The sequence below is a fragment of the Cupriavidus metallidurans CH34 genome, from assembly GCF_000196015.1.
Taxonomy (GTDB): domain Bacteria; phylum Pseudomonadota; class Gammaproteobacteria; order Burkholderiales; family Burkholderiaceae; genus Cupriavidus; species Cupriavidus metallidurans.
This window is the reverse complement of record NC_007973.1, coordinates 3,046,748-3,072,256: the sequence shown is the minus strand read 5'-3', so window position 1 is coordinate 3,072,256 and position 25,509 is coordinate 3,046,748. Positions and strand designations below refer to the sequence as shown.

General features: G+C 64.6%; 25 protein-coding genes and 1 tRNA gene. 13 read left to right on the top strand and 13 right to left on the bottom strand.

Features of this window, described 5'->3' with window-relative positions; translation table 11 throughout:
* Positions 1-16: 16 nt before the first annotated feature.
* The 3 genes from RMET_RS14175 to RMET_RS14165 form a co-directional block, all read right to left on the bottom strand.
* A complete protein-coding gene (locus RMET_RS14175) occupies positions 17-295 on the bottom strand; it encodes a hypothetical protein (protein WP_011517390.1) in 279 nt (92 codons plus the stop codon).
* 426 nt (positions 296-721) lie between these two features.
* Positions 722-806, bottom strand: a tRNA-Leu gene (locus RMET_RS14170).
* A 98-nt stretch (positions 807-904) separates the two neighbouring features.
* Entirely contained in the window at positions 905-1,267 is a 363-nt protein-coding gene (locus tag RMET_RS14165) for an HNH endonuclease family protein (protein WP_011517389.1), read from the bottom strand.
* Positions 1,268-1,366: 99 nt separating this feature from the next.
* Here RMET_RS14165 and RMET_RS14160 point away from each other — a divergent pair, with 99 nt between their 5' ends.
* A complete protein-coding gene (locus RMET_RS14160) occupies positions 1,367-2,308 on the top strand; it encodes an alpha/beta hydrolase (RefSeq protein ID WP_011517388.1) in 942 nt (313 codons plus the stop codon).
* Positions 2,309-2,367: 59 nt separating this feature from the next.
* On the opposite strand, the gene RMET_RS14155 is transcribed toward RMET_RS14160, so the two are convergent.
* The 4 genes from RMET_RS14155 to RMET_RS14140 form a co-directional block, all read right to left on the bottom strand.
* Positions 2,368-3,237 carry an NAD(P)-dependent oxidoreductase gene (locus RMET_RS14155; protein ID WP_011517387.1) on the bottom strand — a complete coding sequence of 290 codons (870 nt, stop codon included), beginning with the start codon at positions 3,235-3,237 and terminating at the stop codon, positions 2,368-2,370.
* 21 nt (positions 3,238-3,258) lie between these two features.
* Complete coding sequence (locus RMET_RS14150) at positions 3,259-4,428, bottom strand: ABC transporter substrate-binding protein (protein WP_011517386.1); 1,170 nt, start codon at positions 4,426-4,428, stop codon at positions 3,259-3,261.
* An 85-nt stretch (positions 4,429-4,513) separates the two neighbouring features.
* Positions 4,514-5,653: a methyltransferase gene (locus tag RMET_RS14145; RefSeq protein WP_011517385.1), complete on the bottom strand. Its 1,140-nt coding sequence runs from the start codon at positions 5,651-5,653 to the stop codon at positions 4,514-4,516.
* A gap of 30 nt (positions 5,654-5,683) precedes the next feature.
* On the bottom strand, positions 5,684-6,625 hold the full coding sequence (locus RMET_RS14140; RefSeq protein ID WP_011517384.1) for a CysB family HTH-type transcriptional regulator: 942 nt from the start codon (positions 6,623-6,625) through the stop codon (positions 5,684-5,686).
* A gap of 172 nt (positions 6,626-6,797) precedes the next feature.
* Here RMET_RS14140 and RMET_RS14135 point away from each other — a divergent pair, with 172 nt between their 5' ends.
* From RMET_RS14135 to cobA, 7 genes are all read left to right on the top strand, one after another.
* On the top strand, positions 6,798-7,571 hold the full coding sequence (locus tag RMET_RS14135; protein WP_008644115.1) for a sulfite exporter TauE/SafE family protein: 774 nt from the start codon (positions 6,798-6,800) through the stop codon (positions 7,569-7,571).
* 108 nt (positions 7,572-7,679) lie between these two features.
* Positions 7,680-9,362 (top strand): nitrite/sulfite reductase, encoded by a 1,683-nt coding sequence (locus RMET_RS14130; RefSeq protein ID WP_008644114.1) that lies wholly within the window; start codon positions 7,680-7,682, stop codon positions 9,360-9,362.
* A gap of 18 nt (positions 9,363-9,380) precedes the next feature.
* On the top strand, positions 9,381-9,956 hold the full coding sequence (locus RMET_RS14125) for a DUF934 domain-containing protein (protein ID WP_011517383.1): 576 nt from the start codon (positions 9,381-9,383) through the stop codon (positions 9,954-9,956).
* Complete coding sequence (locus RMET_RS14120) at positions 9,953-10,753, top strand: phosphoadenylyl-sulfate reductase (RefSeq protein WP_011517382.1); 801 nt, start codon at positions 9,953-9,955, stop codon at positions 10,751-10,753. Before RMET_RS14125 ends, RMET_RS14120 begins: the two co-directional genes overlap by 4 nt.
* A 26-nt stretch (positions 10,754-10,779) precedes the next feature.
* Entirely contained in the window at positions 10,780-11,751 is a 972-nt protein-coding gene (gene cysD / locus RMET_RS14115) for a sulfate adenylyltransferase subunit CysD (RefSeq protein WP_011517381.1), read from the top strand.
* Positions 11,752-11,776: 25 nt separating this feature from the next.
* On the top strand, positions 11,777-13,081 hold the full coding sequence (locus RMET_RS14110) for a sulfate adenylyltransferase subunit 1 (RefSeq protein ID WP_008644107.1): 1,305 nt from the start codon (positions 11,777-11,779) through the stop codon (positions 13,079-13,081).
* Positions 13,082-13,120: 39 nt separating this feature from the next.
* Positions 13,121-13,885, top strand: a complete 765-nt coding sequence (gene cobA, locus RMET_RS14105) for a uroporphyrinogen-III C-methyltransferase (protein ID WP_011517380.1) — start codon at positions 13,121-13,123, stop codon at positions 13,883-13,885.
* Positions 13,886-13,950: 65 nt separating this feature from the next.
* Here cobA and RMET_RS14100 read toward each other — a convergent pair whose 3' ends face one another.
* Genes RMET_RS14100 through lptF form a run of 3 tightly spaced genes read right to left on the bottom strand, consistent with a single transcriptional unit; the run spans position 13,951 to position 16,636 of the window.
* Positions 13,951-14,355 (bottom strand): sirohydrochlorin chelatase, encoded by a 405-nt coding sequence (locus RMET_RS14100; RefSeq protein WP_011517379.1) that lies wholly within the window; start codon positions 14,353-14,355, stop codon positions 13,951-13,953.
* Between the two features lie 2 nt (positions 14,356-14,357).
* On the bottom strand, positions 14,358-15,521 hold the full coding sequence (gene lptG, locus RMET_RS14095) for an LPS export ABC transporter permease LptG (protein WP_011517378.1): 1,164 nt from the start codon (positions 15,519-15,521) through the stop codon (positions 14,358-14,360).
* The gene (gene lptF / locus RMET_RS14090; RefSeq protein ID WP_011517377.1) at positions 15,518-16,636 is read right to left on the bottom strand and encodes an LPS export ABC transporter permease LptF; all 1,119 of its coding nucleotides are present in this window, start codon (positions 16,634-16,636) and stop codon (positions 15,518-15,520) included. The genes lptG and lptF overlap by 4 nt, the downstream gene beginning before the upstream one ends.
* Positions 16,637-16,800: 164 nt before the next feature.
* Between lptF and RMET_RS14085 the strand changes: the two genes are divergently transcribed.
* The 3 genes from RMET_RS14085 to RMET_RS14075 are packed head-to-tail and all read left to right on the top strand — an operon-like array spanning position 16,801 to position 19,322.
* Positions 16,801-18,333: a leucyl aminopeptidase gene (locus RMET_RS14085; RefSeq protein ID WP_011517376.1), complete on the top strand. Its 1,533-nt coding sequence runs from the start codon at positions 16,801-16,803 to the stop codon at positions 18,331-18,333.
* Between the two features lie 45 nt (positions 18,334-18,378).
* Positions 18,379-18,813, top strand: a complete 435-nt coding sequence (locus RMET_RS14080; protein ID WP_011517375.1) for a DNA polymerase III subunit chi — start codon at positions 18,379-18,381, stop codon at positions 18,811-18,813.
* Positions 18,810-19,322, top strand: coding sequence for a hypothetical protein (locus tag RMET_RS14075; RefSeq protein ID WP_011517374.1), 513 nt, complete (start codon positions 18,810-18,812; stop codon positions 19,320-19,322). Before RMET_RS14080 ends, RMET_RS14075 begins: the two co-directional genes overlap by 4 nt.
* 103 nt (positions 19,323-19,425) lie before the next feature.
* On the opposite strand, the gene ilvD is transcribed toward RMET_RS14075, so the two are convergent.
* A complete protein-coding gene (gene ilvD / locus RMET_RS14070) occupies positions 19,426-21,099 on the bottom strand; it encodes a dihydroxy-acid dehydratase (protein WP_011517373.1) in 1,674 nt (557 codons plus the stop codon).
* A gap of 130 nt (positions 21,100-21,229) precedes the next feature.
* On the opposite strand from ilvD, the gene RMET_RS14065 reads away from it, so the two are divergent.
* Together RMET_RS14065 and lgt are read left to right on the top strand one after the other, a co-directional pair.
* A complete protein-coding gene (locus RMET_RS14065) occupies positions 21,230-22,180 on the top strand; it encodes a LysR family transcriptional regulator (protein ID WP_011517372.1) in 951 nt (316 codons plus the stop codon).
* A 52-nt stretch (positions 22,181-22,232) separates the two neighbouring features.
* Positions 22,233-23,045 (top strand): prolipoprotein diacylglyceryl transferase, encoded by an 813-nt coding sequence (lgt, locus tag RMET_RS14060; RefSeq protein ID WP_011517371.1) that lies wholly within the window; start codon positions 22,233-22,235, stop codon positions 23,043-23,045.
* Between the two features lie 68 nt (positions 23,046-23,113).
* Here lgt and RMET_RS14055 read toward each other — a convergent pair whose 3' ends face one another.
* Positions 23,114-24,139 (bottom strand): M48 family metallopeptidase, encoded by a 1,026-nt coding sequence (locus RMET_RS14055; RefSeq protein WP_011517370.1) that lies wholly within the window; start codon positions 24,137-24,139, stop codon positions 23,114-23,116.
* Positions 24,140-24,173: 34 nt separating this feature from the next.
* Positions 24,174-25,244, bottom strand: coding sequence for a YjgN family protein (locus RMET_RS14050; protein WP_011517369.1), 1,071 nt, complete (start codon positions 25,242-25,244; stop codon positions 24,174-24,176).
* Positions 25,245-25,509: the final 265 nt, after the last annotated feature.

Genomic DNA, 25,509 nt, shown 5'->3' with positions numbered 1-25,509 from the left:
GCGTCAATATTGCTCCTCATTGGCCAACGCTCCCGCCGAGAAGTTCGGCTTTGGTGCGTCGGCCGCGCCGGGGCCTATCCTGGCCGAGTCCGTCGATGTAGTACGCGAGATCCGTCTTCTTTACGACGCGCTTTCCGCCTACAAGGATGGTCTTGACCGGAAATGTTCCGTTGTGGACCTTGTTCTTGATGGTTTGAGGGGCGTAGGAGAGGCACTGTCCTGCTTCGAGGACGGGAAGAAGTGCCATGCCCGGAAATATAGATTCCAGGTAGGCGAATGCAGGGGATGTAGGCACGGACTTTTCCTTCCACCAGCCCGGTGCAACCGGGCCGGGCCCACGGGCCCTTGGCTAGGAAAAGTCGGGGATTTCAGAAAGCGGTCATCGGAAGCGGGAAGACTTGGTCCGTGGCCCTTTTCTTCCCCTACTGTCGTCGAAGGACGGCAGCTCCTACTACATCGCTCATAAAGGTCAGCCGCATCTCCGCTCGGCGAGGGAGTCAACCCGACGTTGACTATCGCTCAGCAGTTCCCTGCAGTTAATCTGGCTCCCTGCAGGATAGGGGAGTGTGACGTCCCCGCAGCCGCAGGGAAAGTATCGCAAAGGACACTGCACAAGTCAAACGGCAGCGTTGGGAAAAACTGGGAAAAAATGGCGCGAAATTTGAAGTATTCGCCAGTATCTGAAAGTATCAAAAAGTGAGGTAACTCTTTGATCTTTCGATGGTGCCCGGGGTCGGACTCGAACCGACACGCCTTGCGGCGGGGGATTTTGAGTCCCCTGCGTCTACCTGTTTCACCACCCGGGCTGGGTATCTGGCGACGGGCGAGAATGCCTGTCGCACTGCGATGAATCGCGGATTATGCCGGAAATCGCCCAGTCGGACAACCCGGGGCGGGTTTGGTGTCAGCGTCCGCGCCGGGCGTTGGTGGCGCGGCTGCGGTCGTAGAAGCCGGGTGGCTTGCGGGCGATCCAGCGGATGAAATCGGCGATGGCTGGATGGGCGCGCAGCGCGTTCCAGTCGTGATAGGTCGTGGCCAGTTCCGCCTCCGTGAAGACCGAGTGGATTTTCTGGTGGCAGACGCGGTGCATTGGCACGACTGCCCGGCCGCCGTGGCTGCGTGGCACAGGGTGGTGCAGGTCGGTTGTGGCGTCGTCCAGCAACCTGCGGCCGCATAGCGGGCAGAGCGATCCGGTTGCTGTTGGCGCTTCGGGGGGCGGGCCGAGTTGGCCATCGCGGCCTTCTCGCAGACGGCGCTTGACGACCATTGGTATTCCTGTGGAGTCAGGGAGGGGCGGCAGTTGCGGTAGGATAGCGCGCAACCGCGCCTTGCGGTGCCCCCCGAGATGCCACTGGAGCCGAGTGCCATGTCAGTCCAGCCGCCCCTGGATGTTGCCCCTGCCGCCACGTTTGCCGCATTGGCTGAACTCCCTTCGCAGGACCCCGCGTTTTACGCGCAGCAGTACAACAATCGCGCGAACGTGCCCGAGAATCCCGTACACATGGCGCGCTGGGCGGCGGATTCGGCGCTGGCGCGGGCCGGTGCGATCGAGTACTTCGAGGATCTGTCCTACGGAGAGGTGGATTCGTCACTGGTCGCCACCGAGACATACGACTATTTCCCGGCCATGCACGTGCCGGATGGCACGCGTCCGCCATTGCTGGTATTCCTGCACGGCGGCTACTACCGGGCGCTGGACAAGCGCGATCACAGTTTCGTGGCCAGCGTGCCGACTCGGCGCGGTGTGTCGGTGGCGGTTGTCAACTACGCGCTGTGCCCGGACGTGACCGTTGAAACGATTGTGCGTCAGGCACTGGAAGCAGTGGCATGGCTGTATCGCCAGGCTGATGCGCTGGGCCATGACCCGGATCGCATCTTCCTGGCCGGACATTCGGTGGGTGGCCATCTGGTGACCATGCTGATGACGGCCCTGTGGCCGCAGGTCGGTGCCGATCTGCCGGCGGATCTGGTCAAGGGTGGCCTGTCGATCAGCGGTTTGTACGATCTGGAGCCGCTGCGTCGCACTGAGTTCCTGCAGGCCGATCTGAAGCTTACGGATTCGGACGTCGCGCGCATGTCGCCGGCCTTCATGCTGCCGGCCACGCGCGCGCCACTGATCACGGCGGTGGGCGAACTGGAATCGAGCGAGTATCACCGCCACAACGCGCTGATTCACGCGGCATGGCCTGACAATGTGCGTGAGCAGATCGCGCTGCCGGGCCGCCATCATTTCAATGCGATGGATGACCTGATGCGCGACGACAGTCCGATGATGCGCGCGCTGCTGGGGATGATCGCGGGGTTTTGAACGGCTGGATGGGCCGAGGGCGAGCGGACGCCAGTCGCTCGCCTACAGGGTGACTTTCGTCAGCCCTTCAGCTCCAGCACCTTCAGCAGCGACGACGTATCGTCCTTGCCCCAGCCCTGATCCATCAACTCGCCGAGTTGCGCCGACGTGGCGCGCATCGCCGGCAACTCAAGCCCAATCTCGGTGGCGATGTCCGCCGCGAGTCCGAAATCCTTGGCGTGGAGCCGCGACTCTATGCCAGCGGAGAAATCGCGCGTCACCATCTTCGGGCCGAGCATGTCGAGCATACGGCTGCCGGCCATGCCGGTGGACATTGCCTGGAACACCTTGGCAGTGTCCACGCCCTGCGCGCCGGCAAAGCGCATGGCTTCGGCGATGCCTTCGATATTGACCACCTGAGCGATCTGGTTGCACAGCTTGGCCACCTGGCCTGCGCCGCTGTCGCCAATGTGCGTGATGGTCTTGCCGATCTGCTCCAGCAGCGGACGCACCTTTTCCAACACCTCGGCCTTGCCGCCGACCATGATCGTCAGCGTGGCGGCCTGCGCTCCCACCGTGCCGCCCGATACCGGACAGTCCAGCGCCTCGATGCCGCACGCTGCCAGCGCTTGCGCTATCTCGCGCGTGACGATCGGCGAGATGGTGCTGTGATCGACGCAGATCGTGCCTGGCGCGGCGCCTTCCACCACGCCGTTCCGGCCGAGCAGCACTTCGCGCACGTCCTCGGACGATGTCACGTTAGTGAAGACGACGGCCGCGCCTTGCGCGGCTTCCGCGGGCGTGAAGAACGGTTCCGCGCCCAACTGGCGCGCGGCATCGGCTGCTTCGGGTCGGCGCACGAAGGCGCGCACGGTATGGCCGGCGCGGATCAGGTGGCCCACCATCGGCGCGCCCATCGCGCCAAGGCCAATAAATGCTACGGTGGTCATGAATGCTTCCTAGAACTTGTCTTACTTGTCGCCTGCGTAGGCGAACTTGCCATTGCGCACCACGCCCATCACGCGGGCACGCTGGTCGAAACCTTGATGATCCTGCGCGCTCAGGTTGAGCACGCCATTGGGCACGGTCAGGTTGTGCGTCGATTCGATCGCGTCACGCAGCGCGGCGCGGAACGCTGGCGTGCCTGGCTGCGCGCCGCTCTTGAGCGCGCGTCGGCTGGCATCGTCGAGCAGCAGCCATGCGCCCCATGCATCGCCAGCAAACTGCGTCACCGTATCCGGGCCGTACTTCGCTTCATAGCGCGTGACGAAATCGAGCGCCACCTTCTTCACCGGATGGCTATCGGGCAACTGCCGCGCTACCACCACTGGCCCGGTCGGAAAGAGTGTGCCCTCGACGTCCTTGCCACCCACGCGCAGGAAGTCCCACGACGCAATGCCGTGGGTCTGGTAGATGCGGCCCTTGTAGCCGCGCTCGCCGAGTGTCTTCTGAGGCAGCACTGCCGGCGTGCCCGAGCCCGCAATCAGGATGGCATCCGGATTCGCCGACATCAGCTTCAGTATCTGCCCGGTCACCGACGTATCGGTGCGCCCGAAGCGCTCGTTGCCCACCACGCGCAGGCGACGGATCTCGGCCATCTTCGAAAACTCGCGCCACCAACTTTCGCCGTAGGCATCGTTGAAGCCGATGAAGCCCACCGTCTTCACGCCCTGGTTGGTCATGTGCTCGGTCAGGATCGTCGCCATCAGGGCGTCGTTCTGCGGCATCTTGAATGCCCAGCGGCGCCGTGCGTCGCCGGCCGGCTCGATGATTGAAGCCGAGGCGGCCAGCGCCACCATCGGCGTCCCGCTCTCGGCAATGGCGTCGAGCGCGGCAATCGCGTTTGGCGTGATGTTGGGGCCGACGATCACATCGACCTTGTCCTCGGCGATGAGCTTGCGCACGTTGCGCACGGCAGCAGCCGGGTCAGTGGCGTCGTCGAGCACGATGTACTGCGCGCGCTGGCCGCCAAGCGTCTGCGGCCACATCTGCACCGTGTTGCGCGACGGGATGCCGATCGCGGCGGCGGGGCCTGTGGTCGACAGGTCGACGCCGACGCGGATATCGGCATGGGCCGACCCCGTGGCGACACCAAAAGACAACATGGACATCACTGGCAGCAGCAGCTTGCGCAGACGCATGGGCGAACTCCCGGACGAGACAGGATCGTGAAGAGGACGACTTCGGAGACGGCTTTGGGGACGGCTTCGGGGTCGACTATGTGGCTTACTTCGCAGCCAGTCGCCACAGCGACGTCATCTCGGCCTTGCGCGCGGCGAAGAGCGGGTCGTCGGCATCGGCGGCCTTCGGGTGGCGCGGGCGGATGTCAGAGCGGCCAAGCACCTTGAGCCCCGCCGCATCGATCCAGCCAAGCAGTTCGTCGCGCGTGCGCAGGCCCAGATGCTCGGCAAAGTCCGACAGGATCAGCCAGCCCTGGCCATCCGGCGTCAGATGCGCGGCCAAGCCGTTCAGGAAGCCGCGCAGCATCCGGCTGTCCGGGTCGAACACGGCGTGCTCGATCGGCGAACTCGGGCGTGCGGGTACCCACGGTGGATTGCAGACCACGAGCGGCGCGCGGCCTTCGGGGAACAGGTCGGCTTCGATGATCTCGACGTCGCCCGTCAGTCCAAGCCGCTCGATGTTGGCGCGGGCGTTGCCGAGCGCGCGGGCGTCCTGGTCGGTGCCTACCACGCGTTTCACGCCACGCTGGGCCAGCAGCGCCGCGAGCACGCCGGTGCCGGTGCCAATGTCGAACGCCAGGGTGCCCGATGGCAGCGGTTCTTTCGCCACGAGGTCGATGTACTCGCCGCGCACAGGCGAAAACACGCCGTACCACGGATGGATGCGCTCGCCGAGCGCCGGGATCTCGATGCCTTTCTTGCGCCATTCGAATGCGCCGATCAGGCCGAGCAGTTCACGCATCGACGCCACGTACGGCGTGTCGGATTGGCCGTAGACCTGCTCGCAGGCTTCATGCACATCGGGCGCGCGGCGCAGCGGCACCACGTGGCCGGCCTCGAACGGCAGCAGCAACATGCCCAGCGTGCGGGCCCGCTGCGACTGGGCGAGCCGGTGCTTGTGGAACGCCTCGGTGAGGCTGGCGGCCGGCTTTGGCGCCTTCTTCGGCTTGCGATCGACGCGCCGCGCCATCGCCTGCAGTAACTGGCGCGCATTCTGGAAGTCGCCGCGCCAGAGCAGGGCGGTGCCTTCACTGGCCAGACGGAACGCGGTATCGGCCGGCGTCTGGTCGTCGGCGATCACCACGCGTTTCGGCGGGGGCAGGCCGGCTTCGGAACGCCACATCGCGCTGCGCTCGGCGCCGTCTTCGGTCCAGTGGATCGTCGGGAGGGAATCAGTGACTGACATATATATAGGGCAGGGTGCTTCGAGCGATGCTCAGAGTTCGTAGGCTTCGTGGTCGCCCGACATCGCCTGTTCCACCAGCTTGCGGTTCAGGGTCGGCGAGAACAACTCGATGAATGTATAGACGAAGCTGCGTAGATAGGCCCCCTGCTTGACGGCCAGGTGGGTGACATTGGTGCCAAACAGGTGGCCGGCCGGAATGCCGCGCAGGTTGCGGTCACGTTCGGGGTCGTAGGCAAGGCCGGCCACGATGCCGACGCCCAGGCCAACCTCGACGTACGTCTTGATGACGTCGGCGTCGATGGCCTCCAGCACGATGTCCGGCTGGAGATGGCGCAACTCGAATGCCTTGTCGATCTTGGGCCGGCCAGCAAAGTTCACGTCATAGGTGATCAGCGGAAAGGTGGCCAGGTCTTCCAGCGTCAGGTGCTTTTTCTCCAGCAGCGGATGGTCAGGTGGCGTAATCACCATATGCTGCCACTGGTACCCGGGCAGCGACACCAGGCTCTTGTCGCCCGAGATGCCCTCGGTGGCGATGCCCAGATCGGCCTGGTCATGCAAGATCATGTCGGCGATCTGCGCCGGATTGCCCTGCTGGATCGACAGCCGCACCTTCGGGTAGCGCTTGGTGAACTCGCTGATCACGCGCGGCAGCGCGTAACGGGCCTGGGTATGGGTGGTGGCGATGGTGAAGTTGCCCTGATCCTGTGCCGCGTAGTCCTTGCCCACGCGCTTCAGACTTTCCACTTCCTGCAGGATCTTCTCTACCGAGGTCAGGATGCGCCGCCCCGGTTCGGTCAGGCTGCGAATCCGTTTGCCGTGTCGTGTGAAGATATCGACACCTAGCTCCTCTTCCAGTTCGATAATCGCCTTGGAAACGCCGGGTTGTGACGTATAGAGCGCCTTTGCGGCCTCCGTCAAGTTGAAATTCTGACGGACAGCCTCACGCACAAAGCGGAATTGATGAAGGTTCATATAACTGCGTCCGTATAAACAAACAACTTCTTATTAGTTTGAGGTATGAGGCGAGTTTATTACGATTCTCGAACTTTGTTAAACGTTCGGCCTGCCCGTATTGCGTCCAGCCCCCAGCCTGTATAGGTGACGCGGACGAGGGGAAAGCCGGGCAACTCGAGAATCCCCCCCGATGTCCCTTGCCTATACCGTTTCCGGTCTGCTGGTAGGTCTCCTGGTCGGTCTGACCGGAGTCGGCGGGGGTTCGCTCATGACGCCGCTGCTGACGCTGCTGTTCGGCTTCTCGCCGGCCACTGCGGTGGGCACTGACCTGGCGTTTGCCTCGATTACCAAGGGCTTCGGCACGCTGGCCCACCGGGCGCACGGCCATGTGCAGTGGCAGGTGGTGCGCCGCCTGTGCGTGGGCAGCCTGCCGGCCGCCGTGGCCGCCATCCTCGTGCTCAAGAGCGCGGGTGAACTCAATGCGCAGTGGCTCCACGCGATCCGCGTGACGATCGGTGTGTCGGTCCTGCTGACCGTGCTGTCGCTGCTGTTCCGCAAGCAGATGCTGGCCTGGCTGGCGCGCAACCCGCGCTTCCAGCTCGAAGGCCGCAAGCAGGTGGTGGCCACCGTGCTGGTGGGCGCCGTGATCGGCGTGCTGGTGACGGTGTCGTCGATCGGTGCCGGCGCCGTGGGCGCGACGCTGATCCTGCTGCTGTATCCCCATATGAAACCGGCCGAAGTGGCCGGTACCGATATCGCCTACGCCGTGCCGCTCACGGCCGTGGCAGGGCTGGGCCACGTGTGGCTCGGCACGGTCGACTGGAATTTGTTGCTGGCGCTGCTGGTGGGCTCGATCCCCGGCATCTGGCTCGGTGCGCAACTGTCGCGGGCACTGCCCGAGCGGATCGTGCGCGCCGCACTTGCCACGACGCTGACGCTCGTGGCCATCAAGCTCGTTTCATGAGACCGGTTATGAATGATTCAGGCGTCGTTACACGGCCTTGCCAGAACCGCTTCGCTTCATTCCTGACCAGCCTCCCTAAAGTTACCGAATACTGAACGGACCCACACCATGTATCAGTACGATCAATATGACCAGCGTATCGTCCAGGAGCGCGTTGCCCAGTTCCGTGACCAGGTGCGTCGCCGCCTGTCCGATGAGCTGACCGAGGAAGAATTCCTGCCGCTGCGCCTGCAGAACGGCCTGTACATGCAGCGTCACGCCTACATGCTGCGCGTGGCGATTCCGTACGGCCTGCTGGCCTCGAAGCAGATGCGCATGCTGGCCCATATCGCCCGCACCTACGACCGCGACTACGGCCATTTCTCCACGCGCCAGAACATCCAGTACAACTGGATGGATCTGGAGCGCGTGCCCGACGTGCTGGACGACCTCGCCAGCGTCGAAATGCACGGCATCCAGACCTCCGGCAACTGCGTGCGCAACATCACCACCGACCAGTTCGCCGGCGTGGCGCCGGACGAGACGGTGGACCCGCGCGTGCTGGCCGAACTGCTGCGCCAGTGGAGCACGTTCCAGCCCGAATTCGCGTTCCTGCCGCGCAAGTTCAAGATCGCCATCTCGTCGTCGGCCGATGACCGCGCCGTGGTGCAGATGCACGATATCGGCATCTATGCGTACAAGAACGCCGCTGGCGAGACGCGCCTGCGCATCCTTGCTGGTGGAGGTCTGGGCCGCACGCCGATTCTGGGCACGATCATCAAGGAAGATCTGCCGTGGCAGCACATGCTGACCTATGTGGAGTCCGCGATCCGCGTGTACAACCGCTACGGCCGCCGCGACAACAAGTACAAGGCCCGCATCAAGATCTTGGTGAAGGCCATCGGCGCCGAGAAGTTCGCCGCCGAAGTGGAAGAAGAGTGGAAGTTCAGCAAGGACGGCCCGGGCACGCTGACGCAGGCCGAGTTCGATCGCGTGGCGCAGTACTTCCAGCCGCCCGCCTACGAAAAGCTGCCCGACACCGACGCATCGTTCGAAAAGCACCTGCTCGAGAACAAGGCGTTCGCACGCTGGGTCAACCGCAACGTGCACGCGCACAAGGTGCCGGGCTATGCATCCGTGACGCTGTCGACCAAGCCGGGTCCGGTGTCGCCCCCGGGCGATGCCACGTCCGCGCAAATGGACACGGTTGCCGATTTCGCTGATCGCTATGGCTATGGCGAACTGCGCGTGGCGCATGAGCAGAACCTGGTGCTGCCCGATGTGAAAAAGCGTGACCTGTTCGCGCTGTGGGAAGACGCGAAGAAGGCCGGTCTGGCCACGGCCAACATCGGCCTGCTGACCGACATCATCGCTTGCCCGGGCGGCGACTTCTGCTCGCTGGCCAACGCCAAGTCGATTCCGATCGCGCTGGCGATCCAGGAGCGCTTCGACAACCTCGACTACGTCTACGACCTCGGCGACATCTCGCTGAACATCTCGGGTTGCATCAACGCCTGCGGCCACCACCACGTCGGCAACATCGGCGTGCTGGGCGTCGACAAGGATGGCGCCGAGTGGTACCAGGTCACGATCGGCGGCGCCCAGGGCAATGACACGGCGCTGGGCAAGGTGATCGGCCCGTCGTTCAGCGCCCACGAGATGCCCGATGTGGTGTCGCGCATCATCGAGACATTCGTGGCCAACCGTGTTGGCGACGAGCGCTTTATCGAAACCGTTGGCCGGATTGGCATCGCGCCGTTCAAGGAACGGGTGTACGCGGACAAGCAGCGCGAAGAGCGCGCCGAAGCCTGACGAACGGAGTTACCGAACATGGCAAAGATCATTCAACTGCAACGCGACGCCGCCGAATTCCGTCCTGTCATCGTCGACGATAGCTGGACCGTGCTGCGTGCCACCGAAACCGAACCGCTCGACGAGGCAAAGATCGCTGCCGTCGCGCAAGGCACCGACGCCGTGCTGTTCCCGCTGTCGGTGTGGAAGGCGAACGAAGCCCTGCTGGCTGGCCGCGACAAGGCCATCACCGGCGTGTGGCTGGCGCCGGAAGACGAGCCGGGCGACGCCGAAGCGCTGTTCGATCGCGTATCGGTCGTGGCCGTGGACTTCCCGGTGTTCCGCGATGGCCGCGGTTTCTCGTCGGCCTATCTGCTGCGCACGCGCTACCACTGGGCAGGCCAGCTGCGCGCGATCGGCGACGTGCTGCGCGATCAGCTCAACTTCATGAAGCGCTGCGGCTTCGACACTTTCGCGGTGCGCGCCGACAAGAACATCGACGACGCGCTGAAGGGCTTCACCGAGTTCACGGTGGCCTACCAGGCTTCGGTGGACGAGCCGCTGCCGCTGTTCCGCCGCGCACGTGCCGACGTGACCGCCCGGGGCGTGGCATGAGCTCCGTGATCTCCGAGATCCCAGTCGTCGACGGTTCGGTGTCGTCGCTGCGCCCCCCAGCGCTGTGGACGAAGCCGGCGTACGCCGGCACGATCGAGGCGCTCGAAGTGAAGGAACGTGAACTGGCCGAACGCCTGTCCGGAATCGCGGCGCGTTTCTTCCGCGCGCGCTTCGCCACGAGCCTGGCCGCCGAAGACATGGTGCTGACCGACGCGATCCTGCGCGGCAGCCCGGCCGTGCGCGCCGGCATCCGCGTGTTCACGCTGAACACCGGCCGCCTGCACGCCGAAACGCTTGCTGTGCTGGACAAGGTCGAGACGCACTACGGCTACACGATCGAGCAGTTCACGCCCGACCAGGAAGCCGTGGAGAACTACCTGAAGAAGAACGGCCTGAATGCCTTCTACGACAGCGTGGACCTGCGCAAGAGCTGCTGCGGCATCCGCAAGGTGGAACCGCTCAATCGCGCGCTTTCGCACGCCGATGCGTGGATGACGGGCCAGCGCCGCGAGCAGGCCGTGACGCGCGCCGAACTGCCGTTCGAGGAAACGGACGAGTCGCGCGGCATTCCCAAGTTCAATCCGCTGGCCGACTGGACCGAGGCCGAAGTGTGGGCGTACCTGTCGCGCCACAACGTCCCGGTCAACGCGCTGCACGAGAAGGGCTATCCGAGCATCGGTTGCGAGCCCTGTACGCGGGCGGTCAAGGCCGGCGAGGATGTACGCGCCGGACGGTGGTGGTGGGAGAGCAAGGACTCGAAAGAGTGCGGGCTCCACGAACAGAACATCAAGCACTGAACAGAATATTTGAGGCCGAGAACGACATGGGCATCATGAACGACATCGCAAGCGCAGGCATCCCCGCCAACGTGGAACACCTGCTGCAGGTCCAGAACGACCACCTCGACCGGCTCGAAGCCGAATCGATCTACATCATCCGCGAGGTGGTGGCCGAGTGCCGCAACCCGGCGCTGCTGTTCTCCGGCGGCAAGGATTCGATTGTCATGCTGCATCTGGCGCTCAAGGCCTTCCGCTTGGGCGACCGCAAGGTGGAGCTGCCGTTCCCGCTGGTCCACATCGACACCGGCCACAACTATCCGGAAGTGATCCAGTTCCGCGACCAGCGTGTGGGCGAACTGGGCGCGCGCCTGGTGGTGGGCCATGTCGAGGATTCGATCAAGCGTGGCACCGTGCGCCTGCGCAAGGAAACCGATTCGCGCAACGCCGCACAGGCTGTGACGCTGCTGGAAACGATCGAGGCGCACAAGTTCGACGCGCTGATGGGCGGTGCCCGTCGCGATGAAGAAAAGGCTCGCGCCAAGGAGCGCATCTTCTCGTTCCGCGACGAGTTCGGCCAGTGGGACCCGAAGGCCCAACGCCCGGAACTGTGGAGCCTGTACAACGCCCGCATGGCCCAAGGCGAGCAGATGCGCGTGTTTCCGATCTCGAACTGGACCGAACTCGACGTGTGGCAGTACATCGCCCGCGAAAACCTGGCCCTGCCGCCGATCTACTACGCGCACGAGCGCGAAGTGGTGCGCAAGAACGGCCTGCTGGTGCCGGTGACGCCGATTACGCCGAAGCAGGATGGCGATGTGAGCGAAGTGCTGTCGGTCCGCTTCCGCACCGTGGGCGACATCAGCTGCACGTGCCCGGTGGCTAGCACCGCGGCCACGCCGGTGGAGATCATCGCGGAGACCGCGGTGACCGAGATCACCGAGCGCGGCGCCACCCGCATGGACGACCAGACGAGCGAAGCGTCGATGGAACGCCGGAAAAAAGAAGGCTACTTCTAAATCGACGCAGCAGAGGAATACGACAATGTCTCACCAATCCCAACATCAAGGCCTGCTGCGTTTCATCACCGCGGGCTCCGTGGACGACGGCAAGAGCACGCTGATCGGCCGTCTGTTGTTTGACAGCAAGGCAGTGCTGTCCGACCAGCTCACCGCGCTGGCCAACGCCAAGAACAAGCGCACCGCTGGCGAGCAGATCGACTTCTCGCTGCTGACCGACGGCCTCGAGGCCGAGCGAGAGCAGGGCATCACGATCGACGTGGCTTACCGCTATTTCTCGACCGCGCGCCGCAAGTTCATCATTGCCGATACGCCGGGCCACGAGCAGTACACGCGCAACATGGTGACGGGCGCCTCGACTGCGCACGCCGCCATCGTGCTGGTGGATGCCACCCGCGTCACGGTCAAGGACGGCCGCGCCGAGCTGCTGGCCCAGACCAAGCGTCACTCGGCAATCCTGAAGTTGCTGGAACTGCAGCACGTGATCGTCGCCGTGAACAAGATGGACCTGGTTGACTACAGCGAGCAGCGCTTCAACGAGATCCGCGCCGCCTACATCGAACTGGCCGCGCAACTGGGCCTGAAGGATGTGACCTACGTGCCGGTGTCGGCACTGCGTGGCGACAACATCGTCCATGCCAGCGACGCCATGCCGTGGTACCAGGGCGAGCCGCTGCTGCCGCTGCTGGAATCGCTGCCGGTGGAAGATGTGGCGCCGGTAGGCGATGCCGCGCTGCGCTTCCCGGTGCAACTGGTGGTTCGCCAGGACGGTTCCGCCGCCGACGACTTCCGTGGCTACGCTGGCCGTGTGGAAGCCGGCACCGTGCGCGTGGGCCAGAAGCTGCGCGTGCTGCCCGCCAATCGCGAAGCCGTGGTGGCCGAAGTGCTGACGCCGAATGGATCGGCCGATTCCGCCAGCGCCGGCGACACCGTCACGGTGCGTCTGGCCGAAGACGTTGATGTATCGCGTGGTGACATGTTCGTGTCGGCCGATACCGCCGCCGAATCGGCGAAGAAGCTGACTGCCGACCTGTGCTGGTTCGACGATGAGTCGCTGAATCCGTCGCGCAAGTACGTGCTCAAGCACACTACGGCCAGCGTGTTCGCGCGCGTGTCGGCGGTGGATCGCGTGCTGGATGTGCATACGCTGTCGCACGAAACCGGCCGCCATGAGATCAACCTGAACGACATCGGTTCGGTGCAGATCTCGCTGCAGAAGCCGATCGTCTGCGATACATACGGCGACAATCCGGCGACGGGCGCGTTCGTGCTGATCGACGAAGCCACCAACCACACGGTGGCGGCGGGCATGATCCGTGCGTATGCCTGATATCGTCTGAGTCGGGTACTTCATACAGCGAGGGTCAGGATGGACAGGCAGCACGGCAAGGCCACGGGCAAGGTGTACCTGATTGGTGCGGGTCCCGGCGCGGCCGATCTCATTACGGTGCGCGGCGCACGACTGTTGGGCGAGGCGCAGGTCGTGCTGCACGATGCACTCGTATCGCCCGAGATGCTGGCGTGGTGTCCGCAGGCCGAACTGGTCGAGGTGGGCAAGCGCTGCGGCCAGCGTTCCACGGCGCAGCTCTTCATCAATCGCCAGATCGTCGACCTGGCCACAAAGCACGAGCGCGTGGTGCGGCTCAAGGGCGGCGACCCGATGCTGTTTGGCCGCGCCGACGAGGAGTTGCAGGCGCTGGAAGCGGCCGGTATCGAGTACGAGGTGGTGCCCGGCATCACCGCGGCGCTCGCGGCGGCCAGCGCGATCGGCCGGCCCTTGACCAAGCGTGGTGTATCGCGCAGCGTGGCGTTCGCTACCCAGGCCAAGGCGGCCGATGCCGTCGACGTGGAGGCCGATGTGAAGGCAGACACGATCATCTACTACATGGGCCGTGATCAGGCGGCGAACATTGCGACGCAGTTGATCGCTCGCGGCAAGCCGGCGTCGACACCCGCATGGGTAGTGGAAGCCGCTACGACGCCGCGCCAGCGCAGCCACCAGTTCACGCTGGGCCAGATGGCGGCAGGCGAGGCGGCACGCTGGATGGACCCGGTGCAGCCCAGCCTGCTGATGATCGGCGAGGCCCTGGGGAGCAGGGCGACGGAGTACGTGGAAGCCGAACGCGCCGCGTGATCGGTTTGCCCGGTGGAAAAAAGGCCAGAGATTGACTCTGGCCTTTTTGCATTTTGTGTCCCGGGCTAATGTCCAGAATCGGGGGCGGGAGCGGGAGAAAGGGTCAGCGCGCAATATGCCGCGATGGCATCGAGCACGCTGTCGACTTCGCCGACCGCATCCGAAGCGCGAATCTCCACCCCCGGATACTTCGCCCGGCACGCGTCGATCAGCAGCGGGAAATCGCGCCGCAGATGCCCACCCTGGCCGAAGAACACCGGCACGACCGTGATCGCGCCAACGCCAGCCGCCGCCAGCTCGTCGATGGCGTCCTCCAGCGACGGCGTCATCAGTTCCAGGAACGCCAGTCGAACCGCACAGTCCGGCAGCAACGCCACGAGCTTTTCGTGAAGCCGGTCGAACGGATCGCGCCAGCGCGCGTCGCGCGCGCCGTGCCCGAACAGGATGAGCCCTTGTCGCCCAGCGCCCATGATCAGTGGCGATCGACCCAGCGCAGCGCGCCGAGCGCAATCATCAGGTAGAGCGTGCCGGGCACCAGCGCGGAGACGATCGGCGGCCAGGTATGCAGCAGGCCCACGTGCGAGAACAGCGTGTTGGACAGGTGGAACGACAGGCCCAGCATGATGCCGCCGAACACCTTCACGCCCACCGCGCCCGCACGGGCATGGAGGTATGCGAACGGCAGCGCCAGCGCGACCATCACGAACAGCGTCAGCGGATACACCACCTTCTTCCAGAACGCGATTTCGTAGCGCTGCGTGTCCTGCTTGTTGTCGCGCAGGTGGCGGATGTAGCGGAACAGGTTGACCGTCGACATGTTCTCCGGCTGCACCAGCAGCACCGACAGGATCTGCGGCGTCAGCTCGGAGTGCATCAGGATGTTCGGGAACTGCACCTGCTCGCCGCGGAAGTCGGGTGCCAGCGCGTCACGATTGGCGGCCGGCTGGCCGTCACGCAGCTCGATGAAGCGAGTCTCGTTGACGTCGTTGAGCTGCCAGGACTGCCCGCCCTGGTACTTGCCTTCCTTGGCCACGCGGATCACGCGCAGGCGGTAGTCCTTGTCGAATTCATAGATCGTGACGCCGGTAATCGACTGGTCGGGCCTCAGGCCTTGCACGTTCACGAAGCGGGTGATTTCTCCCGCGCCCTTCTCCTCGGGCTCGCGATCGCGGTCCTTGACCCAGACGCCCGAGCGGAAGCCCGATGACACGGTGGCACCGATTGCCTCGAGCTTGATCTTCTGCGCGTACTGTTCGGCTGCCGGGCCGATGAACTCGCCGAAGATGAACGTGGCCAGCGCCAGCGGCACCGCCAGCTTGAACAGCGAGAACAGCGCCTGCCGCGTGTTCAGGCCGGCCACGCGGAAGATCGTGTACTCCGACTGGCTGGCAAGTTGCGAGAAGACGTAGATCGCGCTGATCAGCACCGCGATCGGCAGCACCTCGTAGATACGCGTCGGCGCCTCCAGCATGACGTGGAAGAACGCGATCAGCGACGTGTACTTGCCCTGGACGCTTTCCAGCTCGCTAAGCATGTCGAAGAACACGAACAGGGCCAGCACCGCGAACAGGATGAAGGCGAAAACCCCATAGATCAGGCGAGCGAAGTAGCGCTCGTAGACGCTCAGCACCCTCATGCGCGGCCCCCGGTGGTCTTGCGGCGCAGGCCGAAGACGGCACGCCAGCCTCCCAGGCTACGGTTGGCGCGGTAGCGGAACATCACCAGCGCGCACAGGAACACGGCCAGGTGGATCGGCCAGATGGCCATCCAGAACGACATCGCGCCGGAACGGACCCAGGCCTGCGCCAGGTTGATCAGGTTGCTGTAGGTCAGGTAGATCAGCACGGCAAAGACAAGCGGGGTGTACCGGCCCAGACGCGGATTCACGTAGGCCAGCGGGATCGCGATCATCACGAAGTTGAACGCCAGGATCGGCAGCGAGATCCGCCAGAGCAGTTCGCCCAGGTTCTCGCGGGTCGGGTCGCGGATCAGGTCGATCGTGTCGCGGCTCTTGGTCGGCAGGTCGGCGGCGGCATCCTGCGGCTTGTTGTCGACCTTGACCGCGTACTTGTCGAACTCGACGATCCGGTAATTGAGCTGGCCGGGAATACCGGCGTAGCGGCGGCCATGTTCCATAACCACCAGACGGTCGCCGTTGGGCATTGTCTCGAACTGGCCCTGATGCGCCAGCGCCACACCGATCTTGCCCGATTCGGCATTGGCCACGAAGACATTGCGCGCGTGCTTCATGTCGGCGTCGATGCCTTCGATAAACAGCACGTAGTTACCATTGGCCGGCTCGATGAAACGGCCCGAGGCGATCATCGAGAGCACGCCGCGCTGCTCGAAGCGGTCGCGAAACAGCGCGCTCTGCTGGTTGGCCCACGGCCACGCGAACAGGCCCAGCAGCAGCGCCATGACGAAGAACGGCGCGGCGAACTGCAGCACCGGCTTGATCAGATCGCGCAGGGAGACGCCGGACGAGAACCACACCACCATCTCGGAGTCCTTGTACCACCGGGTCAGGACGATCAGCGTCGAGATGAACAGCGTGGCCGACAGCAGGATCGACAGATAGCCGATCGTCGCCAGGCCGATGAGCATCAGCACGTCGTTGGGGCTGGCCTTGCCATTGGCGGCCATTCCCAGGATACGGATCACGAGCGACGTCAGCATGAACGTCAGCATCACCAGGAACACCGCACCGGCGGTGTAGGCGAGTTCGCGCCGCAGGGCTTGTTGGAAGATCATGCAAGACACGCTTCCGGCTGCCGGCCGGAGCGGGCGATGCGCCGGGGGCCGATGGACTGGCAGGACCGCGGGCTGTCAGCTTTCTGGATCGGCGGCGGCGGATCGCGGATGAAAATCGCGGATAATGGGGGTTTCTTTTCGACGAGCCCCTTGAAGGAAGCGCGATGGAATTTAGCACAAAAGCCCTGGATCTGAGCAAAGCCGGCCAAAATGGTTTCTTGGCCACGAAGACGGACTGTCTGGTGGTTGGCCTGTTCGAGGGCCAAAGTCTGGCCGGCGTGGCCAAGGCGCTGGACGTTGCCACCAAGGGGCTGGTGGCGCGTCTGGTCAAGCAAGGCGACTTCGAAGGCAAGCGCGGCACGCAACTGATGCTGCACGAGGTGGCCGGCGTTGGCGCCGCCCGCGTGCTGCTGGTGGGCCTGGGCAAGGAAGCCGATTTCAACGACAAGGCCTTTGCCGAAGCCGTGCGCACGGCCACGCGTGCCCTGGGCGGCACGCGCGCCGCCTCGGCGCTCTGGTGCCTGGTTCAGCAGCCACCGCAGCAGCGCGACGTGGCCTGGGCCATCATCACCACGATCACGCTGGTCCGGGAGGCCGGTTATCGCCTGCTGGAGCGCCATCCCGAGCTCAAGCGCGCGCCCCGGGGCGCCGGCGCCAACGAAAAGGCGTCGCTGCGCAAGATCGTGCTGGCCGTGGACGTGGGCGACGCCAAGGCCGCCTCGCAGGCCGCCGTGCGTGGCACTGCCATCGCCAACGGCATGGAACTGACCCGCGATCTGGGCAACCTGCCGTCCAACATCTGCACGCCGACCTATCTGGCCAATACCGCCCGTGGCATCGCCAAGCGCCACAAGCTCAAGGTGGAGATCCTGGGTCGCAAGCAGATCGAGGCGCTCAACATGGGCGCCTTCCTTGCCGTGACCAAGGGCAGCGTCGAGCCGCCGCAGTTCATCGTGCTGCGCTATGACGGCGCGAGCGCCAAGCAGGCGCCGGTGGTGCTGGTGGGCAAGGGCATCACGTTCGATACGGGTGGCATCTCGCTGAAGCCGGGCGAGGGCATGGACGAGATGAAGTACGACATGTGCGGCGCGGCATCGGTGCTGGGCACGATCCAGGCCGTGGCCGAAATGGGCCTGAAGCAGAACGTGATCGCCGTGGTGCCGACTTGCGAGAACATGCCGAGCGGCATCGCCACCAAGCCGGGCGACGTAGTGACCAGCATGTCCGGCCAGACCATCGAAATCCTCAATACCGATGCCGAAGGCCGCCTGATCCTGTGCGACGCGCTGACTTACGTGGAGCGCTTCAAGCCGGCCGCCGTGATCGACGTGGCCACGCTGACCGGTGCCTGCATCATCGCGCTCGGCCACGTCAACAGCGGCCTGTACGCCCGCAGTGACGCGCTGGCGGACCAGTTGCTGGGTGCCGGCCGCAAGGCCATGGATACGGCCTGGCGTCTGCCGCTGGACGATGACTACCAGGACCAGCTCAAGTCGAACTTTGCCGATATGGCCAATATCGGTGGCCGTCCGGCCGGCAGCGTGACCGCGGCCTGCTTCCTGGCGCGTTATACCGAGAAGTACGACTGGGCCCACCTCGACATCGCCGGCACAGCGTGGAAGAGCGGCGCGGCCAAGGGCGCCACGGGCCGTCCGGTGCCGTTGCTGACGCAGTTCCTGATGGACCGCGCGGCCTAATCGGGCGTATCGGGCGGATTTTAGGATCAGGTAAAGGTAGCCGGGATGACGCGCATCGACTTCCATAGCAATGTGCCGGACACGCTGACATATGTCTGCCGTCTGGTTCGCAAGGCCTATGGGGCAGGGCAGAAGGTGGTGGTGCACGGCGCGCCGCAGCAGCTGGCGCAGCTCGACGCGCGGCTGTGGTCGTTTTCGCCGCTCGACTTCCTGCCGCACTGCGGGGTCGACAGCCCGAATGCGGCGGTGACGCCGATCATCCTGGCCGCCGCGCTCGACGGCGTGCCGCACCATCAGTTGCTGGTGAACCTGGCGCCGGAGGCCCCGGCGCAGTTCGCCAGCTTCGAACGGTTGATTGAAGTGGTCGGCGCCACGCCTGAAGCCCGGGATTCTGGGCGGGAGCGGTATCGTTTCTATCGTGAGCGCGGCTATCCGCTCACGCACCATGACATTGGCCAGGCCAAGGGAGATGCGGCATGAGCGAACGCACGACTTCGCGGGTCATTCCGCGGCTGGATCCCAATGACAGCGTGCCGCTGCTGACCGAAGTGGTCGAGTTGCCGGACACCGTGTTCGATGCGCCGGCACCCGCACCCGCACCCGCACCCGCACCCGCGCCAGCCCAGGCCACGGTGATCGACACGGCGGACATGCCAGAATCTGGCGTGGTCACCGCGGTCGGCGATTTCGGATCGACGGGAGAGGACGCGCCGGCTGCGGCGTCCGACGTGGTGGACACGGCCCCGTTCATGCCGGGTGCTGACGACCTGCGTGCGGTGCGCACCGAGTTGCTGACGCGCGTGATGATGCGCTTCCGCACCGAGTGGCCGCAGGTGGTGGAAGCCCATACCGAAGCCACGCTGCAATCGAGGCTGGCGCCGCTGACGGCGCAACTGGCCAATGAACTGACCCAGGCCCTCGAGGCCCGGTTGGTGGAGTGGCTCGACGCGACGTTGGAGGAAATCGAGCGGGACCCGGGCGGGATGTAGGCCTGGGCCTTGCTACCGGCCCGCGCCGGTATCGGCACCCAAGCAAAAAGGCCTGCGATGGACTCGCAGGCCTTTTGCATTGCAGGGGGCTACTTTCGCCGGATCAGTCCGTCACGGCGCCCTTGCTGGCCGTGGAGGCCAGCCTCGCGAACTTCGCCAGTACGCCGCGCGTGTAGCGCGGCGCCGGCTGTTTCCAGGCAGCGCGGCGGCGGGCCAGCTCGTCGTCGGCCACATTCAGTTGCAGCAGCAGCTGGTGCGCGTCGATCGTGATCGAGTCGCCTTCCTGAACCAGTGCAATCGTACCGCCCACATGGGCTTCCGGCGCAACGTGGCCAACCACCATGCCCCAGGTGCCCCCCGAGAAGCGGCCGTCGGTGATGAAACCAACCGATTCGCCGAGACCCTTGCCGATGATCGCCGAAGTCGGCGCCAGCATTTCAGGCATGCCCGGGCCGCCCTTCGGGCCAAGGTAGCGCAGCACCAGGATGTCGCCAGCGTTGATCTTGTCCGCCAGGATCGCTTCCATGGCGCTCTGTTCGTCCTCGAACACGCGGGCCGGGCCGGTGATGACCGGGTTCTTCAGGCCGGTGATTTTGGCCACTGCGCCTTCCTCGGCGAGGTTGCCCTTCAGGATGGCCAGGTGGCCTTGCTTGTACAGGGCCTGCGAGATCGGCAGGATCACGTCCTGGTCGGTACGCGGCTCATTGGGAACGTGCTCGAGCTCCTCGGCCAGCGTGCGGCCCGTGATCGTCAGGCAGTCGCCATGCAGCAGACCGGCGTTCAGCAGGATCTTCATCACTTGCGGAATGCCACCGGCGCGGTGCAGGTCGGTGGCCACGTAGGCGCCCGACGGCTTCAGGTTGCAGATCACCGGCACGCGGCGGCGGATGCGCTCGAAATCGTCGATGGTCCATTCCACTTCGGCCGAGTGGGCGATGGCCAGGTAATGCAGTACCGCGTTGGTGGAACCGCCCGTGGCCATGATCAGCGTCACGGCGTTCTCGATCGATTTGCGCGTGATGATGTCGCGCGGCTTGATGTCCTTCTTGATGGCTTCCACCAGCACGCGGGCCGATTCGGCGGCGCTGTCCACCTTTTCCTGGTCCGGGTTGGCCATCGTCGACGAATTCAGCAGCGACATGCCCAGCGCCTCGAACGACGAGCTCATTGTGTTGGCGGTGTACATGCCACCGCACGAGCCGGTGCTCGGGCAGGCGTTCTTCTCCACGCCCTCGAAGTCTTCCTCGCTCATGCGGCCGGCGGTGAATTCGCCCACGGCCTCGAACGACGACACGATGGTCAGGTCCTTGCCCTTCCAGTTACCCGGGCGGATGGTGCCGCCGTAGACGTAGATGCCCGGCACGTTGGTGCGCGCCAGTGCGATCATGCCGCCGGGCATGTTCTTGTCGCAGCCGCCGATCACGACCACGCCGTCCATCCACTGGCCCTGGGCAGCGGTTTCGATGCAGTCGGCAATGACTTCACGCGAGATCAGCGAGTACTTCATGCCCTCGGTGCCCATCGACATGCCGTCGGAGATCGTCGGCGTGCCGAAGATCTGCGGGTTGGCGTCCGAGGCCTTGATCGCATCCACGGCCGCGTCCGCCAGGCGCTGCAGGCCGGCGTTGCAGGGGGTGATCGTCGAGTGGCCGTTGGCGATACCCACCATCGGCTTGTCGAAGTCTTCCTTCTTGTAGCCGAGCGCGTAGTACATCGAACGGTTGGGGGAGCGCGCCACGCCTTGCGTGATGTGCTGGGAACGTTTGTTGTAAGCCATGGCGGGTGTCTCCGGGGGGGGGCTGGTGGCGGGGTGGCCGTGTTGTGGTCAGAAGAATGGCGCTTGCGTTTTATCGTGTCAAATATATGATTCGACCTTTATTGAGTCGATAAAAATATCAAATTACCCCGTGGACCTGCGCCAGCTACGTTATTTCGTCACAGTGGCCGAAGAGTTGCATTTCGGCCGCGCTGCGCGGCGGCTTGCCATGACACAGCCGCCGCTGTCGCAGCAGATCCAGGCACTGGAAGAGGAGATCGGCGTCCAGCTGTTCGTGCGCACGCGCCGCTCGGTAATGCTCACGCCGGCCGGCCAGCAATGGCTGCCGGAGGTGCGCCGCGTGCTGGCCGATGCGGCTGCGTTGCCCGGGCTGGCCCAGCGGCTCGCGCGGGGGGAGGTCGGCTCGCTGGCGCTGGCGTTCGTCAGCACGGCCGATTACGGCATCCTGCCCGACCTTCTGCGGCATTTCCGGGCCCGGCATCCGGAAGTCCAGCTACAACTGCGCGAGGCCACCAGCGACGTCCAGCTCGAGGCGCTGGTCGAAGGGACGATCGACGCGGGACTGGTCATCCGGCCGCAACTGACCGTGATGCCGCACGGGCTCTCCTATTTGCCACTGGTACGCGAACCGCTCGTGCTGGCCGTGCCCGATGGCTGGCGTCCGGCGGGGCAGGTCGATGGCGCACCACCGCAGACCGTGGCCCTGCGCGATGCCGCGCACGAGCCGCTGATCATCTTCCCGCGCCGAAGCGCGCCAGCGTTTTATGACATCATTACGGGCTATTACGCGCGCGATGGGTTGACGCCGATGATTGCCCAGGAGGCGATACAGATGCAGACGATCGTCAGTCTGGTCTCCGCCGGCATGGGGGTGGCACTAGTGCCCGCATCGCTATGCAACCTGCGCCGGACTGGGGTGTCATATCTGGCGTTGCGCGATGCCGGGCCGGAAATCGAAACCGGTCTGGTCTGGCGTGAAGGCGCGGCTGGCGTGGCGCCTGTGCTGCGCTCTTTCATCGATATCGCCATGGACCTCGCCGGCGCCATCGGACTGACGCAAGACAATGGCATAAAGGCCTGACTCCGCTATTCCGCGCTGTCCAGAATACTTACCGATACTCACTCGATCCGACATGCTCGTTCATCCCCAATTCGACCCGGTCGCCATTCACCTCGGGCCGCTGGCCATTCGCTGGTACGGCCTGATGTACCTGGCCGGCTTCATCATGTTCCTGTGGTTCGGCCGACTGCGTATCCGCCAGCCACATATCGCGGCGCGTGGCTGGGTGGCGCGGGACCTCGACGACATGTTGTTCTATGGGGTACTCGGGGTCATTCTGGGCGGCCGCCTGGGCTACGTGCTGTTTTACAAGCCGGGTTACTACCTCACGCACCCGCTCGAGATCTTCAAGGTCTGGGAGGGTGGCATGGCGTTCCACGGCGGATTCCTCGGGGTGCTGATCGCGATGTGGGTGTTCGCGAAAGTGCGCCGTCGCCACTGGATGGAGGTGACCGACTTCATCGCGCCAATGATTCCGTGCGGACTCGCGGCCGGGCGGATCGGCAACTTTATCAATGGCGAGTTGTGGGGGCGTCCGACCGACCTGCCGTGGGGCATGATCTTCCCGCAGGCCGGCGACAACATCCCGCGCCATCCGTCGCAGCTTTACCAGTTCGCTGGCGAAGGCGTGGCGCTGTTCATCATCCTGTGGCTGTTCTCACGCAAGCCGCGGCCGATGGGCGCGGTATCGGGCGTGTTCCTGATCGGCTATGGCGCGTTCCGCTTCCTGGCCGAATTTGCCCGCGAACCGGATAACTTCCTGGGCCTGCTGGCGCTCAAGCTGTCGATGGGCCAGTGGCTGAGCCTGCCGATGATCGTGATTGGCGCCGTGATGGTGGTCTGGGCTTACCGTCGTGGCAATGGGGCGACGGCAGCAGCGCGCTGATCGTCAGGCCGTCAGGCTGACTCTCGGTTTGCATCCCTCTCCCTCATTGGGAGAGGGATGCAAGACAATCACTCCCCACCATTCCTGATGGCTTCGATCCGCTCCCGCGTCAGCGGGTGGGTCGAGAAGAAGCCGCTCTCCTCATCATCGGCAGCCTGCTTGCCGTCGCCCTTGCGGTGCGCATCCTCGAGTTGCTGTAGCGCATCGGCCAGCGCGGTCGCCGGTAGCCGGTTGTCCCGCAGGATTTTCACGGCATAGGCATCCGCCTCGCGTTCGTGCTCGCGCGAATAGCGCATCGACATCATCGCGGCGGGTACGGTGGCCAGCAGCGACGAAACATCGCCGACCATGTACGCCGCCAGCGCGCCGACCACCGATGCCTGGAATACCTGCTGCAGGCCGTGGCGCTCGGCCACGTGGCCGGCCTCGTGGGCCAGTACACCCATCATGCCCGCGCCCGTGCCAATCAGCTTGACCAGTTCGTCGGTAACGACGATCGTGCCGCCCGGTAGTGCCACGGCGTTGGCGCCAAGCCGCCCGCCCTTGCGGAACAGGATCTGATAGTGGTGGCCCGGATCGTCCGGGCGGCGCAGTGCGGCGAAGTTGTCGCGAATGCGTTGCTGGTCGGCCTGTGGCAATTTCGTAGGTTCCACCAGCCCCTGATCCAGGCTGTCGAGGGTGGCCTTTCCCAACTGAGCCTCGATCGACGGCGGCACCGATCGCGCCACCACCGTGGCCGTCCAAGGCAGCAGGTAGTAATACGAAAACACCACGAACACAACCAGCCCGAGTAGCGACAGTCCGGCCAGACGCCAGCTGTTCTGCGCGCGCGAAACCAGGCCTTCGCGATGCCCGGTTGCCGCGAGCATCGCATCGAACGTGGCCTGGTCCGCGATCTCGCAATAGGCGCCGTCGTCGAACGTGACAAGCCGTGGCGCGCGCTTGATGCGTTCCGACACGCGCAGTGATGCGAGTGGCGCTCGTCGCAACTCGACGCCATTCGCATCCTGCAGGATGGCTTCGCCGTCCGTGACGATCAGCACCACCGCGTGCGCGCGTGATGAGCGGGTGTCGAAGTATTGCGCGGCAACCATGACTGTTTTCGGGCGTGTCCGTTGGTGGTGTCTGTCAGAGCGCGATGTCGATGTCGTACCAGTCGACCGCGGCATCACCGAGCGCGCCAACGTGCTGCTGCTCGCCAGCCACGAACTCGTCGAGCGGCCCGACCGCGATCATCGTCATCGCTTCCACGCGATAGCGCGTCGAGCGCACGCGCGCGAATGGATAGAACAGGCCCAGCGTCAGTGCAATGAAGATGAAGTTGGTCAGCACGATGAAGAACAGCTTGCCGGCACGCACGTCACTGCGAAAGCGGTGCGGCAGCAGGGTGGTGTTGTTCCACACCAGGTTCTGCAGCCGAGCCGTGAAATAGGGGCCGATCATCATCAGGCCGAAGTACAGGCCGATCATCATCATGCCAAATACGACGCCGACCGCCCCTTTCGATTGCCCAACCGCGCTGGCCAGCGAGCCGCCCACCAGACCGCCGCCGATCAGGAAGATCGCGACCATGCCTGCGGTGCGCAGGTAGACACCGTAGAAGGCGCTGGCCGTGGCGTCGAATGCGAATGGCGCCGTGCCGAACAGCGTGTGGTTGTGCTGGTAGCGCTTGAAACGTTGGTGCGCGAACGGCGCCAGCAGATAGAGCGACAACACTGTCAGGATCGGCCAGAGCAGAAAGACCTGATAACCCTCGGCATCCTTGCCGATGAAGGCGAAACGCAGACCGCGGTAGCTCGAATTCGCCATGCGGAATCGCAGCGAGCGAACCAGCAGAAACGGAAACACGGCAGCCAGCACGACGGCAAGCCCGACAGCCAGGAGTGGCGATGCATGACTGGCCAGGTTGTACGCCAGGGCCAGGACGAAAACGATCGCGCGGCCCTTGAGAATCGCGGTTGGACTGCCGTGGTAGTCGAACGTGGCGCCATCGAGCTGCGTATTGCGATAGAAGTACTGCAGCGTGCGGACCTTCGCCCATGCGGAGTAGATACCCAGCGTGATGATCGACAGCAATGCGTTGACGATCCAGATGCGGAAGTACTCGGACCCCGAGCCAGTGAACGACAGGGGCAGATTGCGCGGCGCGGCCTGCGTTCCGTCGCCGATGTAGTGGCTTCCCTGAAAATTGTCTTCCATGCCGGACCTCTCCGAGAGTTTTGACAGGGCCGGATGTCGCTTCCAGCCCATGTTTCATATTTGCAACCGATTGAACATCGGCTTTCGTGCAGTGTGCGGCGCATTTTCGCATCGCGGCGTACCGCCGCCATCACTAATCGCTCGCTGCGGCATATTGGCGACAACCAGCAGGGTAGTGGGGGTCGTAACGAAGGAGAAACATCCTGTTACATGATCTGGCACTTGTAACAAGTCTCGGATCGTCCGCCTCAATAAAATCAATAAC

Coding starts and splice junctions, on each gene's coding strand:
- RMET_RS14165 (WP_011517389.1), bottom strand. CDS start 1,267: ATGGTCGTCAAGCGCCGTCTGCGAGAAGGCCGCGATGGCCAACTCGGC.
- RMET_RS14160 (WP_011517388.1), top strand. CDS start 1,367: ATGTCAGTCCAGCCGCCCCTGGATGTTGCCCCTGCCGCCACGTTTGCC.
- RMET_RS14155 (WP_011517387.1), bottom strand. CDS start 3,237: ATGACCACCGTAGCATTTATTGGCCTTGGCGCGATGGGCGCGCCGATG.
- RMET_RS14150 (WP_011517386.1), bottom strand. CDS start 4,428: ATGCGTCTGCGCAAGCTGCTGCTGCCAGTGATGTCCATGTTGTCTTTT.
- RMET_RS14145 (WP_011517385.1), bottom strand. CDS start 5,653: ATGTCAGTCACTGATTCCCTCCCGACGATCCACTGGACCGAAGACGGC.
- RMET_RS14140 (WP_011517384.1), bottom strand. CDS start 6,625: ATGAACCTTCATCAATTCCGCTTTGTGCGTGAGGCTGTCCGTCAGAAT.
- RMET_RS14135 (WP_008644115.1), top strand. CDS start 6,798: ATGTCCCTTGCCTATACCGTTTCCGGTCTGCTGGTAGGTCTCCTGGTC.
- RMET_RS14130 (WP_008644114.1), top strand. CDS start 7,680: ATGTATCAGTACGATCAATATGACCAGCGTATCGTCCAGGAGCGCGTT.
- RMET_RS14125 (WP_011517383.1), top strand. CDS start 9,381: ATGGCAAAGATCATTCAACTGCAACGCGACGCCGCCGAATTCCGTCCT.
- RMET_RS14120 (WP_011517382.1), top strand. CDS start 9,953: ATGAGCTCCGTGATCTCCGAGATCCCAGTCGTCGACGGTTCGGTGTCG.
- cysD (WP_011517381.1), top strand. CDS start 10,780: ATGGGCATCATGAACGACATCGCAAGCGCAGGCATCCCCGCCAACGTG.
- RMET_RS14110 (WP_008644107.1), top strand. CDS start 11,777: ATGTCTCACCAATCCCAACATCAAGGCCTGCTGCGTTTCATCACCGCG.
- cobA (WP_011517380.1), top strand. CDS start 13,121: ATGGACAGGCAGCACGGCAAGGCCACGGGCAAGGTGTACCTGATTGGT.
- RMET_RS14100 (WP_011517379.1), bottom strand. CDS start 14,355: ATGGGCGCTGGGCGACAAGGGCTCATCCTGTTCGGGCACGGCGCGCGC.
- lptG (WP_011517378.1), bottom strand. CDS start 15,521: ATGAGGGTGCTGAGCGTCTACGAGCGCTACTTCGCTCGCCTGATCTAT.
- lptF (WP_011517377.1), bottom strand. CDS start 16,636: ATGATCTTCCAACAAGCCCTGCGGCGCGAACTCGCCTACACCGCCGGT.
- RMET_RS14085 (WP_011517376.1), top strand. CDS start 16,801: ATGGAATTTAGCACAAAAGCCCTGGATCTGAGCAAAGCCGGCCAAAAT.
- RMET_RS14080 (WP_011517375.1), top strand. CDS start 18,379: ATGACGCGCATCGACTTCCATAGCAATGTGCCGGACACGCTGACATAT.
- RMET_RS14075 (WP_011517374.1), top strand. CDS start 18,810: ATGAGCGAACGCACGACTTCGCGGGTCATTCCGCGGCTGGATCCCAAT.
- ilvD (WP_011517373.1), bottom strand. CDS start 21,099: ATGGCTTACAACAAACGTTCCCAGCACATCACGCAAGGCGTGGCGCGC.
- lgt (WP_011517371.1), top strand. CDS start 22,233: ATGCTCGTTCATCCCCAATTCGACCCGGTCGCCATTCACCTCGGGCCG.
- RMET_RS14055 (WP_011517370.1), bottom strand. CDS start 24,139: ATGGTTGCCGCGCAATACTTCGACACCCGCTCATCACGCGCGCACGCG.
- RMET_RS14050 (WP_011517369.1), bottom strand. CDS start 25,244: ATGGAAGACAATTTTCAGGGAAGCCACTACATCGGCGACGGAACGCAG.